18 protein-coding genes and 5 pseudogenes are annotated in these 14191 nt (G+C 54.6%); 13 read left to right on the top strand and 10 right to left on the bottom strand.

What is annotated here, in order from left to right:
• A partial coding sequence (locus THINI_RS00300; RefSeq protein ID WP_002706544.1) for a DUF1016 N-terminal domain-containing protein occupies nt 1-418 on the bottom strand: 418 nt, incomplete at its 3' end.
• A gap of 214 nt (nt 419-632) precedes the next feature.
• On the opposite strand from THINI_RS00300, the gene THINI_RS00295 reads away from it, so the two are divergent.
• The 6 genes from THINI_RS00295 (at nt 633) to THINI_RS00275 (ending at nt 3519) form a co-directional block, all read left to right on the top strand.
• Entirely contained in the window at nt 633-908 is a 276-nt protein-coding gene (locus THINI_RS00295) for a CopG family ribbon-helix-helix protein (RefSeq protein WP_002706542.1), read from the top strand.
• Nucleotides 896-1303 (top strand): type II toxin-antitoxin system RelE/ParE family toxin, encoded by a 408-nt coding sequence (locus THINI_RS00290; RefSeq protein ID WP_002706540.1) that lies wholly within the window; start codon nt 896-898, stop codon nt 1301-1303. The genes THINI_RS00295 and THINI_RS00290 overlap by 13 nt, the downstream gene beginning before the upstream one ends.
• A gap of 994 nt (nt 1304-2297) precedes the next feature.
• Nucleotides 2298-2474, top strand: a complete 177-nt coding sequence (locus THINI_RS24810) for a hypothetical protein (protein WP_002706538.1) — start codon at nt 2298-2300, stop codon at nt 2472-2474.
• Nucleotides 2471-2623: a hypothetical protein gene (locus THINI_RS24805; RefSeq protein ID WP_002706536.1), complete on the top strand. Its 153-nt coding sequence runs from the start codon at nt 2471-2473 to the stop codon at nt 2621-2623. Before THINI_RS24810 ends, THINI_RS24805 begins: the two co-directional genes overlap by 4 nt.
• A 436-nt stretch (nt 2624-3059) precedes the next feature.
• A complete protein-coding gene (locus tag THINI_RS00280) occupies nt 3060-3269 on the top strand; it encodes a hypothetical protein (protein WP_002706534.1) in 210 nt (69 codons plus the stop codon).
• Complete coding sequence (locus tag THINI_RS00275) at nt 3262-3519, top strand: hypothetical protein (protein WP_002706532.1); 258 nt, start codon at nt 3262-3264, stop codon at nt 3517-3519. The genes THINI_RS00280 and THINI_RS00275 overlap by 8 nt, the downstream gene beginning before the upstream one ends.
• Here THINI_RS00275 and THINI_RS00270 read toward each other — a convergent pair.
• Together THINI_RS00270 and THINI_RS24800 are read right to left on the bottom strand one after the other, a co-directional pair.
• Complete coding sequence (locus tag THINI_RS00270) at nt 3506-3760, bottom strand: hypothetical protein (RefSeq protein WP_002706530.1); 255 nt, start codon at nt 3758-3760, stop codon at nt 3506-3508. The genes THINI_RS00275 and THINI_RS00270 overlap by 14 nt on opposite strands.
• 35 nt (nt 3761-3795) lie before the next feature.
• Nucleotides 3796-4125, bottom strand: coding sequence for a hypothetical protein (locus tag THINI_RS24800; protein WP_154724301.1), 330 nt, complete (start codon nt 4123-4125; stop codon nt 3796-3798).
• 113 nt (nt 4126-4238) lie between these two features.
• On the opposite strand from THINI_RS24800, the gene THINI_RS00265 reads away from it, so the two are divergent.
• On the top strand, nt 4239-5099 hold the full coding sequence (locus THINI_RS00265; RefSeq protein ID WP_002706529.1) for a replication initiation protein: 861 nt from the start codon (nt 4239-4241) through the stop codon (nt 5097-5099).
• A 27-nt stretch (nt 5100-5126) separates the two neighbouring features.
• On the opposite strand, the gene THINI_RS00260 is transcribed toward THINI_RS00265, so the two are convergent.
• Nucleotides 5127-5396: a hypothetical protein gene (locus tag THINI_RS00260; protein ID WP_002706527.1), complete on the bottom strand. Its 270-nt coding sequence runs from the start codon at nt 5394-5396 to the stop codon at nt 5127-5129.
• Between the two features lie 232 nt (nt 5397-5628).
• Here THINI_RS00260 and THINI_RS00255 point away from each other — a divergent pair, with 232 nt between their 5' ends.
• On the top strand, nt 5629-5892 hold the full coding sequence (locus THINI_RS00255) for a hypothetical protein (RefSeq protein WP_154724300.1): 264 nt from the start codon (nt 5629-5631) through the stop codon (nt 5890-5892).
• Nucleotides 5893-6028: 136 nt separating this feature from the next.
• On the opposite strand, the gene THINI_RS00250 is transcribed toward THINI_RS00255, so the two are convergent.
• Complete coding sequence (locus THINI_RS00250) at nt 6029-6244, bottom strand: hypothetical protein (RefSeq protein WP_002706523.1); 216 nt, start codon at nt 6242-6244, stop codon at nt 6029-6031.
• A gap of 163 nt (nt 6245-6407) precedes the next feature.
• Between THINI_RS00250 and THINI_RS22970 the strand changes: the two genes are divergently transcribed.
• Nucleotides 6408-7388, top strand: coding sequence for a DNA-binding protein (locus THINI_RS22970; protein WP_002706521.1), 981 nt, complete (start codon nt 6408-6410; stop codon nt 7386-7388).
• Nucleotides 7389-7545: 157 nt separating this feature from the next.
• On the opposite strand, the gene THINI_RS00240 is transcribed toward THINI_RS22970, so the two are convergent.
• Both THINI_RS00240 and THINI_RS00235 read right to left on the bottom strand, forming a co-directional pair.
• Nucleotides 7546-7956, bottom strand: a complete 411-nt coding sequence (locus THINI_RS00240; RefSeq protein ID WP_002706519.1) for a hypothetical protein — start codon at nt 7954-7956, stop codon at nt 7546-7548.
• Between the two features lie 41 nt (nt 7957-7997).
• Nucleotides 7998-8225, bottom strand: a complete 228-nt coding sequence (locus tag THINI_RS00235; protein ID WP_245536556.1) for a hypothetical protein — start codon at nt 8223-8225, stop codon at nt 7998-8000.
• 78 nt (nt 8226-8303) lie between these two features.
• Between THINI_RS00235 and THINI_RS26935 the strand changes: the two are divergent.
• The 4 genes and pseudogenes from THINI_RS26935 to THINI_RS00210 all read left to right on the top strand — a co-directional run.
• Nucleotides 8304-9101 (top strand): annotated as a pseudogene (locus THINI_RS26935) (ISAzo13-like element transposase-related protein); the annotation flags it as partial.
• Nucleotides 9102-9181: 80 nt separating this feature from the next.
• Nucleotides 9182-9571, top strand: a complete 390-nt coding sequence (locus THINI_RS26930) for an ISAzo13-like element transposase-related protein (RefSeq protein ID WP_342610105.1) — start codon at nt 9182-9184, stop codon at nt 9569-9571.
• A 219-nt stretch (nt 9572-9790) separates the two neighbouring features.
• Nucleotides 9791-10230 (top strand): annotated as a pseudogene (locus THINI_RS00215) (DUF4158 domain-containing protein); the annotation flags it as partial.
• Nucleotides 10231-10506: 276 nt separating this feature from the next.
• Nucleotides 10507-12012 carry a Tn3 family transposase gene (locus THINI_RS00210; RefSeq protein ID WP_169314568.1) on the top strand — a complete coding sequence of 502 codons (1506 nt, stop codon included), beginning with the start codon at nt 10507-10509 and terminating at the stop codon, nt 12010-12012.
• Here THINI_RS00210 and THINI_RS27105 read toward each other — a convergent pair.
• The 3 pseudogenes from THINI_RS27105 to THINI_RS27100 form a co-directional block, all read right to left on the bottom strand.
• Nucleotides 11957-12115 (bottom strand): annotated as a pseudogene (locus THINI_RS27105) (IS1595 family transposase); the annotation flags it as partial. The gene THINI_RS00210 and the pseudogene THINI_RS27105 sit on opposite strands and share 56 nt — an antisense overlap.
• Nucleotides 12116-12118: 3 nt before the next feature.
• A pseudogene (locus THINI_RS00205) lies at nt 12119-13344 on the bottom strand (ISL3 family transposase).
• A 31-nt stretch (nt 13345-13375) separates the two neighbouring features.
• A pseudogene (locus THINI_RS27100) lies at nt 13376-14171 on the bottom strand (IS1595 family transposase); the annotation flags it as partial.
• Between the last annotated feature and the right edge of the window lie 20 nt (nt 14172-14191).

The following is a 14191-nucleotide window of genomic DNA, read 5'->3' as shown; positions in this document are numbered from 1 at the left end:
CGCGCTTGCTCCACTGCTCACGAATGGCAAGGGTCAGGTAAAACTCCCGTTCCTCCTCGCGCTTGGCTTGCCCCATGACGATCAGGTTATGTGTCCACGGCAGTTGCAGCGCCAGCGCCCTGGCTTTGTCATCATCCCGGTAGGTTTCATAGAACTGGCGCATCCTGAACAGGTTGCGGCGGGTAAAGCCGCGTATGCCTGGCTGGATTCTGGCAATGTGCTGGGCGAGCTGCTCCACTACCGCATCACCCCATTCGGCGCTGGCCAGCTTCTGGCTGATGATTTCCCCAATCTGCCAGTACAGGTGGAGCAGGGTAGTATTGGCGGTCTTGTATGCCTGCTGGCGGGCAGACTGGATGAGCTGCACCACGTCATTGAAAGTGGTGGTGTCAGTTGGGGTAGGTGGGTTGATGTTCATGGGCTTGAGCGTAGCAAGAGTTTGAAGTCCAGCGGAACTGGATTAGCGTAGGTTTTCGTTCCTTTGGGCTTCAAACTCCTGCCGTTGTTGGGAGGAATCCAGAAACATCGGCAAGCTCCAGCGATGTGCTGTTATTGCGGCGTTTCTCTCACCTGCGCTATGCTCAACTAAGAGTTATTACTAGGTGTTACCTTTAAACACTGGAGCAAACACGATGGCGACCACATCCGTAAAGTTAAGCGATGACATGAGTACCCGCCTGCGGCGTCTGGCCGATAACAAGCGGCGTACACCTCACTGGCTGATGGTGGAAGCAATCAACCGTTACATTGAACAGGAAGAGCGCAAGGCGGCCTTCTACGCGGATGCGTTGGCTTCATGGGAGGACTACCAGCAAGACGGTTTACACGTCACCTGGGCCGAGGCAAAAAGCTGGATCAGCACATGGGGAACCGACAACGAGAAGGAAGCCCCACAGTGCCACAAATAAACGTTACCCGCCGCGCCTGGAACGATCTGATCCGGCTACGGGAATTCATCGCGGAAAAGAACCCACGGGCGGCGCAACGGGCAGCGGAACGCATCACCAGCGCCATTGACCAGCTCGCCACCTTTCCACTGGTGGGGCGGCCTTGCCCGGAAGAGTATTTACCGGCTGAGTTCCGGGAGCTGGTCATCAGCTTTGGGCAGGACGGCTATGTGGTGCTGTACCGGGTGGACATTGCAGCGGATACCGTCACCATTGTGGCAATGCGCCACCAGCGTGAAGCAGGGTTTGAAGGGCAGGGGGGGAGGCTGAGGAATAAATCCACTATTGGAATAGTCCGGTTTGTCAGTTTGGGTAAAAACACCCATATTGGGACACATTATGGTGTATTGCCGTAGCCATGCCGTTAACTTAACAACACGCTCCCTCTACACCTACTCCCACGCCACGGCAACACACCACTAGTTATATAGTTTGACTAGCCATGATGGTAAAGGGATAACTTGCTATGAGGGTTACTGTTGGCATCGTTGGCAAAAAAAAGCACCTTTGGCAGTGCTTTTTTCAAACCCTGTCAAAAACAGAGCCGAACCATGATCAGTTAAGTGGAAAATCCTGTTTTTTTATGATGGGCGTAAGAGCCTGGAAAATCTCTGAGTGAGTGCTTATGTCAGTCACTCACCAAGACTATATGAATAAAAAATAAGCGTCAACATCAGGTTTAGGGCGTCGGATGGGACACGGGCTTATCCAACATTAACCATAAATGCATTCAATAATATAAATATATTGAAATAATAAATTAATTTTATGATTATATGGCATCCTGCCAGCCAACAACCAATACGCACCAACAGGTTTGATCAGGCAGGGGCAAATACAAGCAACAAGAAGGGGGCAACATGACATACGACATCAAACTAACCATTAGCGTGGCTGTGGCGGCTGCTGTCTTGCTCATGTTGACACTGGTCAGCGGCTGATCCTGGTGCTTCCCGTCCGAGGCCGACCATAAAAAACCCCGGCGGTTTCCCACCGGGCAGCAGTCCAGGCGCGGCACTTCCCCTCCATGCGCCGCCACCTGCCAGATAAAGGCTTTGATTTGGAAGCGGCGTATTATCAAGCTAACCGCCTGAATCCGGAGTGAATAAAAAACAAGCTAACCAGTTAATGATGATAGTTATGCCAACAGGCGAAAGATTAAATATTGACCAGTTCCGGCTTGCTATAATAAAATTATATCAATTAATAAATTTAAATTTTCTCCGGCACTTTCCCGGCGGATGCGCCCTCATACCGCTGGAAGCCCCCCCAGTGGCATCTGCGTGACAGATGCCCTTTTTGCGGGAGCTGGATACCTGACAACCCATACTTGGCGGGAACAGACCAAACATGAACAACATGACCATCAAACAGCAGGCCAGCGGTGAACAGGCGCAAACCATCGCGCTGTTGCAGGCATTGCTGGAAACCCAGCGCAAACTGGCGGAAGCCAACCGGGAGCATCTGGCGCTGCTCCAGCGGGTGAGGGGGCTGGAACGCCTGCTGCAAGAAGGGGAAGTGGCATGATCAAGACCAACGTCGCCACCTGCCCCCATTGTGGGGCTGTGAGCCGCCGCCAGTGTCTGGCATGGTGGCAATGCTTGCTGTCCATGGCCAGCAGACGGCTGCATTACCGCTGCACGGCCTGCAAGCAGGGTTTCTGGAGTATTGGGTAATGTTTAACCGATTAACACCTATTCGCTTGCATTCCACCCTGTTCAGGCTACATTCAGGTTTCCAGACCAAGGAATGACCAACAATAAGCGCAGCAGGGGGAGAGCCTATCCCCTGGGTAAGCTGGTCTGGAGGAGGACAGGCAAGCACCTTTCTGACCACTTTCCATCGCTTGCCTGCCTGACGGCTCCGGCGCACCAGCCAGGACAGCCCTTTATCGGTAAACGCAGCAACCACCCCGGCAAAGGATTATGCTGGCGGCGGTTGCCATTACTACAACAGTACCCTGGCAGGCTCCCATGGATGGTGGCCTGCCATCTTCCTGTTATTGCGCAAAATCAACCCACGCCACCCTTTACACCCCCCAGAAACTGCTTTAATGTTGACCCTTATCTGCTTGATAACAACAACATTCAAACACATCACGGGAGGGCATGGATGGCAGGACAACCCACGCAGCAAGACCTTGAGGATGCCCTTACGCTATTGCATGAGGCGCACCAGCGCCTGCTGGACAGCCACAACTATCTGGCGGACGCACTGATTTACCGGGCCATCTTGCGCTTGTCGGGCGGCGTGCCCGTTACCAGGGAAGCCACCGGCGGCGGCCAGCCATTATCCGCGCCGGGGGGGCCAGCCCATGCCTGAGCGCAGGTGCCTGGATGAGGCCACCCTGACGCGAATGGTGGAAGAAATTGCCGAGCTGCTGTCCAACCATCTGCCCGGCGGCGGTGAGGTGGCCTTGCGGGCGGAATCTGCCCGTACCCATAGCAAGCGCTATGCGCAAATGTTCGCGTTCAGGCCGGAGCAGGGCGGGGTGTTTTCCGTCAGCGCTGAAATCCGCTGCCCGCCACCTGACCCGGCCAACCTGAACCTGAAATGCGTCACCGCCAAGTGAGGTTGGCCGGGGTTGCGTCCAATGCCTGCTGTAACTGTTGGCGGGTGGCAGGAACCCCTTGCAGGTCGACGTTGACCGCAAACAGCGGGTAACCGCCCTGGTCGCGCCACGTCACGCTGACCAAGCCAGTCCCGGATGTGTCCGTTACCTGCACCGCCGCACCTTTTGGCGGTTTCCCCAGCCGTTGGCGTGCCAACCCGGCAATGTTTTCAGCCGCTTGGCTGACAGTCAAAAAGCCCATGCCCAACCCTCCTTGTATTGTCGTGGCAAACTGCATCATCTGGCAGGCGTGGTGAATTGTTGCTGAACGATTGTTAACCAAAACCACTTGTCAAGCCTGTTATACTTGGCCTGCTTGCGTCTTAAATGACTCCTCCAAAGTCCGCAAGCACCACAGTTGGCCAGCCTGCTGGGTTCCACCTCCCCCGCTGGCTGGCTTCTTTTCCACAGGCAAACGCGCTGTTTTCTTGTTTCTTCTTGTTTCTTCTTGTTTCTTCTTGTTTCTTCTTGTTTCTTCTTGTTTCTTCTTGTTTCTAAGGTCAAATTTACCTTTAAAATCAGTATACTTACAGACCTAAAAGACATATTTTGATGGTTAAAAGACATGTTTTGATGGTGTTAAAACCATATTTTGATGGTTAAACGACATACTTATTTATTTATGGTTTTTACTAAAAGGACATGCTAGCCTGACTATATGGTTTTAAGGATGGAATAGTATGGACAACAGCTTGCTTGCAACCATGGAGCGTATCAAGGCGAACCTGGAACGGAAGAGCCAAAACAGCAATATAGCGGCGGATGCTGACCCGTTGCATAACCTGCTTGATAACACTGTCACCAAGCAACACGCGCTGAGCCGTGCCTATTACCGATTTGGCTTGGTTGAGAAACGCTGCATGGAAGCGATGATTAGCAAGCTTAATCCTATGCGCAACGATAATGTGCAGGAAATCGAGCTGAAAGCGCTGGATTACGCCAAGGCTTTTCAGGTATCTGACAAAATTGCTTACCGTGACCTTGCCAGCGCCATACATGGGCTGATGCGGACAGTGATTACTGTCGACCGCCTCAATGGTAAGAAAGGCCGCATTGAGTTCACCCTGATGAGCAAGGCAGATTATATGGAAGATGAAGGCCGGATTCTCTGCGTCTTCAACCCGCTGGTCGTGCCTTACCTGATGGGTTTGAAGGAAAAGTTTTCCAGTTACCCGCTGAAAAATGCGGTGGATTTTTCCAGCTCCTATACATGGCGGTTTTATGAATTGCTGGTGTCATGGGCGAAGGACAAGAAAGAAACCGGCGGGTTGTTTGTCGGCTGGTTTACCCCATCAGTGGAGGAATTGCGGGAAATGCTGGGTGTCCCACCCAGTTACAAATGGGAAAGCTTCAACCGTCAGGTGCTGGTGATTGCGGAACGGGAACTGCGGGAAAAAGCCAGCATCCACATGGACATCACCCGGATCAAGACCAGCCGTAAGATTACCCATCTTAAAATCGAATTCATCCAGAGTGACCAAATCCCCATGCCATTGGCAGGCGGGGAACTGCCGAAAAAGCCGCGTAAGGGTAAGGCTTGAACGATGTGGTCAGCCACCTGTAACGGTTTACCTTGCTGCATTATTCTGTTTGGGTTCCGGTCGGCTGGTTTGGCAACGCACCAGCAGGCAACCATAGCGGAACAACAACAGCCCCCACACCGTACAGACTAGCGGGAACAGCCAGCGGATCTCCCCACCGCTGTGCAGTTGCGCCAAACAGTCGGCAACGCCCGCCATGCTGAACACCCACAACGGCAACCAGCGCAGGGTGGAAAAGTACCAAACCAATGGCTCAAGCTGCGGCTGGCGGGTTTTCCCGCGCCGTGGTAACTGCATGATTTTTGTTCCTTATCAGGCTGGTTATTGTCTGGATTTTGTACGGCCTTGCGCCCGTTGCGGATTCTAACAATTTCGGGCCTGTTGTCTTGTTTTTTCCGCCTATACTCCACTGGCAACCTTGCCAGCCAGCGGGCGGAAGCAGGTTGCCGGAGCCGCCAAAGAAGTGCGCCGAGACCCCGCCCGCATCACCCACCAAGCGTATAGAGAGGATCTTATGGAAGAGAACGACATGCCAGAAACCCCAGCCAGTGAAGAAACTGCCGCAATGGAAGCAGCAGGTGCAGAGGAAGCCGAAACCCCGGTAGAGGCAGCAGCGGAGGAAACGCCAGCCGAGGAAACCGCCGAAGCGGCAACAGGGGAAGAACCGGCAGCAGAAGAAGCCAACGAGGCAACAGAAGCAGTGGAGGCATCAGCGGAAGAGGCCGTTGAGTCCACCGCCGATGAGGCAGCACCTGAAGCAGAAGCAGCCCCGGATGCAGGTGACGCAGCCTAACCCCTGGTGCCAAACTGGCCGCCGGTCGGGGAATGTTGCAAGGCATCCCGGTTGGTGGCTAAGTTTCGTGGGGTAGACGATCCCCCAGACCTGACCTTATAGGCAACCCCATCCAGGGGTTGCCTTTTTTTCAGCCTTACGCTTTCTCAGTCGCTGCCAGCGTCTGGATAGCCTGCGCCCAGTGGAAATACTTGCAGTTCGCCAAGTCGCCGATGGTGGTGATGTTGAATGCCTGTTTCAGTGCAACCGCATCCCCCTCTGATACACCCTTGAGCGCGTCAACAGGTGATGCCAGCAGTTCATTCAGGGACTTGTCAGCGTAGGCTTTGTCGAGTGCATTCGTGATATTCATTTGCTCTTGTTCCTTGTGTTTGTTGTAGGGAGGCAGACATTAACATCAGGCTATTCATTGACCAACATGCCCCTACCCAAACGCTACAATCCTGCCTTGATTGCCCATTGTAAAAACATGTTGTATCATACAATTTATTACATACTACAAAGGAGCTTCCCCGATGGCACTCACCAAAGAGCAAATCTTCCACGCCGCCGACCAGCTCGCTGAGTCCGGCGAATCCCCCACGCTTGCCAACGTGCGTAAAGCCCTTGGCGGTGGCTCCTTCACCACCATTTCCGAAGCCATGAACGAATGGAAGGCCAAACAACAGGCCACCACTACGCCCATGCGCGAACCGGCCCCGGAAGCCATCACCAGCCGCCTGGACGAGATCGGCGCGGAAATCTGGGCAGTGGCGCTGGACAAGGCCAACGCCCGCCTGAGCAGCGAACGCGAAGCACTGGAAGCTACCCGCGTCCAGCTTGAAACCGCACAACAAGAAGCCACTGAACTAGCCGATCAACTGAGCGTTGAACTGGAAACTCTGCAAGCCCAGCACCTGCAAGCTACCCAAGACCTACAGGCTGCCAGCACTACCATTGAAACCCTGCGGCAAGAAAACGCCAGCAAGAGCCGCCAGCTTGCCACCACCGAAGCACGGGCAGAAGAAACCACCAAACGCGCCGACGACCTCAAAGCGGAACTGCAACATGCTCATGCCGAAAACACCGCGCAACGCCAGCGGCACACCCAAGAAACGCAAGCTCTGCAAGAACGCCACACCAGCGAGGTGCAAGCCCTGCAAACTAACCTCAGCCACACCAGCGATACCCTGAAAACCCAAACGGCGGAAGCCGTGCGCCTGCAAGCCCAACTCGACCAGGCACAAACCCAGCTTGCCAGCCTGCACCAACAGCAACAGGTAGACCAAGAACGCCATGCCCGCGAGATCCAACAGCTAGGGGAACGCCTCGACAAGGCACAAGCGGAAAAAGAACAGGTGCTACAGGCCGCCAGCACCAGCCGGGAGGATGCAGCGGGATTACGCGGGGAACTGGAAGCACTGCGGGTACAGAACGCGGCATTGCTGGCAACCCTCACCCCAGCAGCACCTGACACCCCCAAAAGCAGCAAGGCAAAGCCCACCAACAAGCAATAGCTACGTTACATTTCACCTACAACGTTTATCCCCAGAATCCGTGAATAATCCTGTGGGCAACTGCCCTAAGCCCTTGTTGCCGTATGAACTTATGATGAAGATTAAAAATTAACCAAATTCGGAGCAACTGATAAGAAGTCAGTTGCTCCGCCTACCCTCAGCGCATGAACGCAATCACGGGAATAATCTCCTGTGGCGCTCTCCCGGTAGCCACCAGCAACCGCCGCCAAATCCCATACGGCGGCTTGCTTTCCCCCGTCTTGAATGCCCTCAAGTTACGCTCGGCATTATTGCCCCGCATCCCCAACCACTGGGCAACCGCCTTATCACTCTTGTACTCAGAATGGCGTTTAAACTGCTCAATGTAGGCATACACAATATCCGGGTGTGGGGCTTCCCAGCGGTCTTCTGACAACAGGTGTGCATTACTGTACTGGCTTTCGTCGATCCCCAAATCCTGCACCACGGGCGCGTTTAGGTTCTCCTCAAGCTGGCGGATTGCCTCCCTAGTCCCCTGTTCAAAGATAAACCGCTGCTGTTCCTGGATACTGGGTATCTTGATTTCCATTACCGATCCTCAAAAGGGAGAGGGGCGTTAGCCCCTCACCATTACGCTGTTAGCGCAATATTGCGCACGTCTTCGGTGCGGATATGCACCAGTTCCAACGTGCCATGTGCCAACACCCGCCACTGCCCGGACTGGTGCAAGTGCATGAACACGTAAAACAAATAGTCAGGCAGTATAAGCCCGGTTTGCTCAACCCTGACACCGATATGATAAGGGGAATAGGTTTTGGTGGGTTGCCCGATGGTTTCCAGTGACCCGCGCCGGATCAACCAAAAATCAGCCTCAACAAAACCGGAACGGATAAGCGCAACATCTTTAAGGGGATTTCCCTGAAAGATTCCCCCGCAATGGCTACACTTGTCTTATCGACAAGCGGAGTCCCTATCCCCATGCCCCCCGAACCCCAAACAGCTAACCCGATCCTGAGTGAATCCCAGATAGCCGACCTGAAACTGGCGGCCTCGAAAATGTCTGGCAGCACCCGCCGTGCGTTCCAGGCGGACATGAGCCGGAAATATTGTGCAGGCAACGCCCGCCAGACTGAAAGGTGTTTTGGCTGGGGTCGGGAGGGGGTGCAGTTGGGTTTGGAGGAACAGCGCAGCGGCATGGTTTGCGTGGGTGCGCAGGCGGCGTATTGTGGCCAGAAGCGCTGGGAGGAAACCCAGCCGGAAGCGGCAGCCGCCTTGCTGGCGCTGGCGGAAGCACATAGCCAGCAAGACCCGACATTCCGCAGCAGCATCGCCTACACCCGCCTGACGGCGGCGGAAGCCATCCGGCAGTTACAGGCCATGGGTTTCAGCGGTGGACAAGTGCCCGCCCCAGCACCATGGCGCGGATACTCAACCGGAATGGCTACCGCCTGCGCAAGGTGGAGAAAGCCAAGCCGCAAAAAAATTCCAGAAACCGACGCCATCTTCGCCAATATCCAGGCCAACGATGGGCAGTTTGCCGATGGGGCGGTCAAACGCCTGAGCATGGACTGCAAGGCGACCGTCAACATCGGTGACTACTCACGGGGCGGGAAAACACGGGGTGACAATAAAGCCGCTGACCATGAGATGGGCTGCAAAGAGAAATACATCCCTTTTGGCGTACTGGATGAGGACAGTGGGCAGGTTTACCTGACCTTCGGCAGTTCCAGCAAAACCAGTGACTTCATCGTGGATTCCCTGTGCCGGGTATGGGAACAGATGCCTTCTGCTGACAAGGACGCCTCTGCCAGTGCATCCAGATCAAAGCGGACAATGGCCCGGAAAGCAGCGGGATCAGGACGCAATTCCTCAAGCGCATGGTGGAATTCGCCAACCATACCGGTAAGACAGTCCACCTGCTGTACTACCCGCCTTACCACAGCAAGTACAACCCGATTGAACGCTGCTGGGGGATTCTGGAACAACACTGGAACGGCACCCAGCTCAAGGATGCCGAAACCCTGCTGGAATGGGCAAAAACCATGACCTGGAAAGGCATCAACCCCATGGTCGAATTCAGTCGCAAGGTTTATGAGAAGGGTGTGACCCTCAGCAAAAAAGCTATGGAGGCTGTTGAGGCGAGGCTGGAAAGAAATGCTGCTTTACCAAAATGGGACATTCTGATTCGCCCTGTTTTTGGGTAATGTCTTTGAGGTAAATCACCTTGGTCTATGGTCGAGACTCTGGCATAACCAATCAGCATGGCAATCTGTCCTTTAATGGGGCTTCCTTGAATGTAAAGGAACAAAGGTTTCGGGACAAGGATAACGGCTATGATTTAGCGGGAATCACCGGCCTTTGGGGGTGTGGCATGACCTATCCCTAAAACGAAGGTTTTGAGAACAACTGTTACGGAGAACACTATGTCCCGGATGTGTATTCTCACCGCTAGCGCACAAGAAGCGTTTGATAAGCCCCCACTGTTTGACTACAGGCAGCGTAAGCAATTTTTCAGTTTCCCCGGTGCGCTGCTTGAGGTTGCCAGAACCTTGCGTACACCCAGCAGCCAGATAGGTTTTCTTCTGCTCTGCGGTTATTTCAAGGCCACAAAACGGTTTTTCCTGCCACAAGATTTTGTACAACGGGATGTTGATGCAGTAGCACGCCAGCTTGGCCTGGACGGCGGGGCATTCAATTCCAGTGATTACACGGAAACAACCCGGCTACGCCACCAAAGGACCATACTGGAATTTATGGCTTCAGTCCTTTTGACAACAAAGCCGAGTCACTTCTTGCCACTGAAATCGCCACCATGGCAGAGACCTACCTAAAACCAAAACTGATCTTTGACCGTTGTGCCGATTTTCTTGTTCAGAAGCACATACAAATGCCGCGTACACGAACCTTATCGGACTTGATCAGGGCTGGTTTGCAAACACAGAAATCCAACCTGGTTGCGTTGATGGGGAACCGTTTGGGTAATGAGGCACGCCAACTATTGGACGCTCTGTTTACTGCCCCAGATGGCCAAAACCAGTACCGTCTGACGTTACTCAAAAAGATCTCCCAGTCCACAAAACCTTCAAGGGTGAAAGCGTCCGTTGCCGATTTTGAGGCGTTATCAGAACTCTATCGGCAATTGGATAGTATCTTATCCATCCTCAACCTCGGCTATGCAGGCATCCATTACTATGCCGGTAACGTCATCAGGTCACGGATGTTCCAGCTACAACAGCGCTCAGAAGCTGACCGTTACATTCATGCCACCGCTTTCATCGCCCACCAGTTCTTCCGCATCCAGGATAATCTGGTGGATATATTCCTCAGTGTGATGGCAGCCTTCCAGAGCATGGTCACCCGCGAACATAAAGACCACCTACTTGAACAACGCAAAACACAGAACCAGCAGATCAAGGCCGCCGTTGATGAACTGGACAGTTCTGTCTTTGGCTTGCTCCGGGAACTGCGTGGTTTAACCGGCGACGCTTTCCTGTCTGATACCGAGAAAGTAACCCGGATTAAAGCCTTGCTGGAGCAGGGCAAGACCGAATCCTTTGAACAACTGAAGGAAGGGTTGCAACAGGCCGGGCAATCCGAAATCTGGCATGGCATTCTGGAAAAGCATTCAGTGAAACTGCAAAACCGCCTTAGCCCGATCCTGAAAGCCCTGACGTTTGAACCTGTCGGCCAGACCGGCCCGCTAATGGAAACCATTGGGTATTTCAAAAGCAAGGACGGGGCCATCACCGATAAAGCACCAACGGATTTCCTGGATGCTGATGAGCTGAAAGCCGTGGTCAGGGAGGGTGGCACCTTCAAAATCTCCCTGTACAAGGTGTTTCTGTTCCAGCAGGTGGCCGCAGCTATCAAATCCGGCCATCTCAACCTCCGGCACTCCTACAAATACCGTCCGATGGACAGCTACCTGATCGACAAGGAACGTTGGGAGCGGGATAAGCCGAAACTGCTGGAACGTGCCGGGCTGATTGAACTGGCTGATCCTGAGCCAGTCCTCAAAACACTGGATGCAGCGTTGTTCCGGCAGTACCAGGAAACCAATGCCGCCGCCAGTGATAACCCTCACCTGAGCTTCCGGTCTGATGGCACTTTCCATATCAAGACCCCGGCGCTGGACGCCAGTGAAACTGACCCCTTACAGGAATGGTTCCCGCAACGGCATGATGTGCCGCTGGCCCAGGTGCTGGATACGGTTAACCGGCATTGCGGCACGCTCAAGGCTTTTGAGCACTGGCAACAAACCCATATCACGCAAACCGTTTCCCGGCCTGCGTTACTGGCAGGGATTATGGACTTGGGCTATGGGATCGGCATCCGCAAAATGGCGCGGATTTCCTCACGCATGACAGAGAATGAGCTGGAACATGCGGTGAACTGGCGTTTCTCGCTGGAGAATGTCCGTGCCGCCAATGACAGGGTGTTGAAGGCAATAGACCGGATGGAACTGCCCAACCGATACCGGCGCGATGCTGACCAGCTCCATACCGCCAGCGATGGTCAGAAATTTGAGGTGCGGGGTGAATCCCTGCACGCCAGCCGTTCCTTCAAGGCTCATTATGTGTTTCAGGGTCTTAGCCCATCAGCAGGGACAACAAGGAATGTAGAGCAGCTTGTCCGCGTTTCCTGATGTTGTGCAGGCACTCGAAGAAGGCGAGGTAACACGGCAGTTTTTCCTGGGAAATGCCCCGGTGCGGGCGTAACCATGAACGTAGCAGCGACCAAAAACCTTGGCTCTATGTGGAATACCGTGGGTAACTGAACTCCAGTTTGCCGCACAGGAAGTAAACCATGTTGATGAGGTTGTGGGTATTGCGGAACCCCCGCGCCCGCCGTTTGGCCAACTGTATTTTGTGGTTGATGCCTTCGAGGATGCCGTTGGAGATGTGTGATTCAACGAACCGGATGATCCCCGACCAGTGCGCCCGGACGGTGTTGGCAAACGTCTGGAAGGCCGGGATGCCAGCAGAATCCACCTCATCACACCATTGTTGCAGGAAGGCTTCCGCCGTTTTCCTGTCGGGCATTGTCCACAGGTCGTTGAACAGCACCTTGAGACGGTGGGCAGTACCCAGCGTGGGGTAGAGGGTGATGAACGCTGCCAGTGACTGCTCCTGCTGTTCTGACAGGTTATCGTAGTTTTTCAGGAAGGTGTACTTGTGGCCTTTGAGGTCGGCATGTTCCTTGCGCTCCAGCTTGCGCACCTTGTCCATGGCCTTGTTCAGCAACTGGGTGACGTGGAAATGGTCAAAGGTGATGGCGGCATCCGGGAAGGCTTCCCTACTCCGGCAATGAATGCAGGCGACAGGTCAATGCTGACATCGGTGATTTGTGACGGTTTCACCTCATGGCTGGCTAGGTGTTTCTGGATCTGGGACAGCGTTTCCTTGCCCTTGCCTTCGGTGGCATGGGCGACGCGGCGGGCATCCAGGTCAACCCCCACGGTGATGTAGTTGTGCCCTTTGCGGGTGGAGGTCTCGTCCACCCCCAGCCGGGTGATGCCGGACGGGTCATCCTGCTGGCGGCCTTCACAAACCCAGTGGTTGAACACCGTCCAGATGCGTTGCGGGTTGACCCGCATCAGTTCCGCCACCCGGTTGACCGGCATCTCCCGTTCGATCAGTGCCATGGCCAGCGCCTCAAACAGCAGCGTGAAGCCACTTCCGGGACGCGCCCAGGGGACGGCAACCGTCTCAACCTGACCCGATCCGGTGCGGATGCGCGGGACACGGCAATGCAGGTAACAGGTATGCTCAAAGAAGTTCAGGTGCTGCCAACGCCGCTCCACCGTGTCATGCACCGGGCAAGGTTCCCCGCTTTGGTCGGCAAAACGGCTGCCACGCGCGAAGCTGATACGGATGTGCAATTCCTGGCGTCCTTCCGTCCCGCTGAAGTCGATGCTGTCCACCTGCCAAGGTGAGGTCAGCCCCAAGGCCATTCCAAATAGTGTGTCGCTGTTCATACCCTTAGGATAATCTACCCACTACGATTCACATAGAGCCAAAACCTTCCATGGTGTTGACGTGGACTTCATGGAAACCGTCGCCATCCTCATCACGGGCATATTCACCCGCGCCGTGGTTGACTGTCTTATGATCGTAACCCCACTCTTCCAACTGGCTGTAAATGCTGTACTCGTCGGTATACACCAGCGTGCCAGCCGCCACGGCTTCCAGTATCAGGGGCTTGATCGTGGCCTGTTTGACGTTCGCCAACATACGGATCACTACCTCCCCAGAGCGTTGGATCATGCCAAAGATGGGCGGTTTGTCTTTCTCCAGCGTGCCGCGCCCCGGTGCGCCTTTCAGCCCCCGGCACCGCCCCTTGCGGCCTGCACGCATAACGGCTGCCGGGTGTCCCTTATGCCCAGCTTTGACGTAAACTTCATCCAATTCAACATTCCCAGACAGGCTTACCGGTGTTTTTTTTCTCAATACCCTGCCGTAACTGGCCCGTCATGGCCTGCACATCGTCTTTGTTCAATCCCAGTTCGTGGGCGATTTGCTGGTTGGACAGGTTCAGCGGCATCAGGTACAGGCATAATATCCATACCTTCAGCGGCTGATGATGCCCCTCAAACACCGTCCCCGTCAGGTCATCAAAACGCTTGTTGCAACCTTTGCACTGGTAGCGTTGCCGTTCCGGCTGCCGGTCATCTTTGCCCCGGCGGATGGTTTCCCGTGAACCGCAATGCGGGCACACCACCCCATCAGGCCAGTGCAACGCGCGGACTTGCTGGTAGCAGGCTTCATCACTGGTCAGGCTGGCTATGCTGATCAAACTCCCCACCGGCTTCCCTATTCTGGCTT

Source organism: Thiothrix nivea DSM 5205 (assembly GCF_000260135.1).
In the GTDB taxonomy this organism is placed as follows: domain Bacteria; phylum Pseudomonadota; class Gammaproteobacteria; order Thiotrichales; family Thiotrichaceae; genus Thiothrix; species Thiothrix nivea.
This window is presented reverse-complemented; position numbering and strand designations above follow the sequence as displayed.

Bases quoted from the DNA above. Each gene is read 5' to 3' on its own strand.
- THINI_RS00295 (WP_002706542.1), top strand. From the start codon at position 633: ATGGCGACCACATCCGTAAAGTTAAGCGATGACATGAGTACCCGCCTG.
- THINI_RS24810 (WP_002706538.1), top strand. From the start codon at position 2,298: ATGAACAACATGACCATCAAACAGCAGGCCAGCGGTGAACAGGCGCAA.
- THINI_RS24805 (WP_002706536.1), top strand. From the start codon at position 2,471: ATGATCAAGACCAACGTCGCCACCTGCCCCCATTGTGGGGCTGTGAGC.
- THINI_RS00280 (WP_002706534.1), top strand. From the start codon at position 3,060: ATGGCAGGACAACCCACGCAGCAAGACCTTGAGGATGCCCTTACGCTA.
- THINI_RS00275 (WP_002706532.1), top strand. From the start codon at position 3,262: ATGCCTGAGCGCAGGTGCCTGGATGAGGCCACCCTGACGCGAATGGTG.
- THINI_RS00270 (WP_002706530.1), bottom strand. From the start codon at position 3,760: ATGGGCTTTTTGACTGTCAGCCAAGCGGCTGAAAACATTGCCGGGTTG.
- THINI_RS24800 (WP_154724301.1), bottom strand. From the start codon at position 4,125: ATGTCTTTTAACCATCAAAATATGTCTTTTAGGTCTGTAAGTATACTG.
- THINI_RS00265 (WP_002706529.1), top strand. From the start codon at position 4,239: ATGGACAACAGCTTGCTTGCAACCATGGAGCGTATCAAGGCGAACCTG.
- THINI_RS00260 (WP_002706527.1), bottom strand. From the start codon at position 5,396: ATGCAGTTACCACGGCGCGGGAAAACCCGCCAGCCGCAGCTTGAGCCA.
- THINI_RS00255 (WP_154724300.1), top strand. From the start codon at position 5,629: ATGCCAGAAACCCCAGCCAGTGAAGAAACTGCCGCAATGGAAGCAGCA.
- THINI_RS00250 (WP_002706523.1), bottom strand. From the start codon at position 6,244: ATGAATATCACGAATGCACTCGACAAAGCCTACGCTGACAAGTCCCTG.
- THINI_RS22970 (WP_002706521.1), top strand. From the start codon at position 6,408: ATGGCACTCACCAAAGAGCAAATCTTCCACGCCGCCGACCAGCTCGCT.
- THINI_RS00240 (WP_002706519.1), bottom strand. From the start codon at position 7,956: ATGGAAATCAAGATACCCAGTATCCAGGAACAGCAGCGGTTTATCTTT.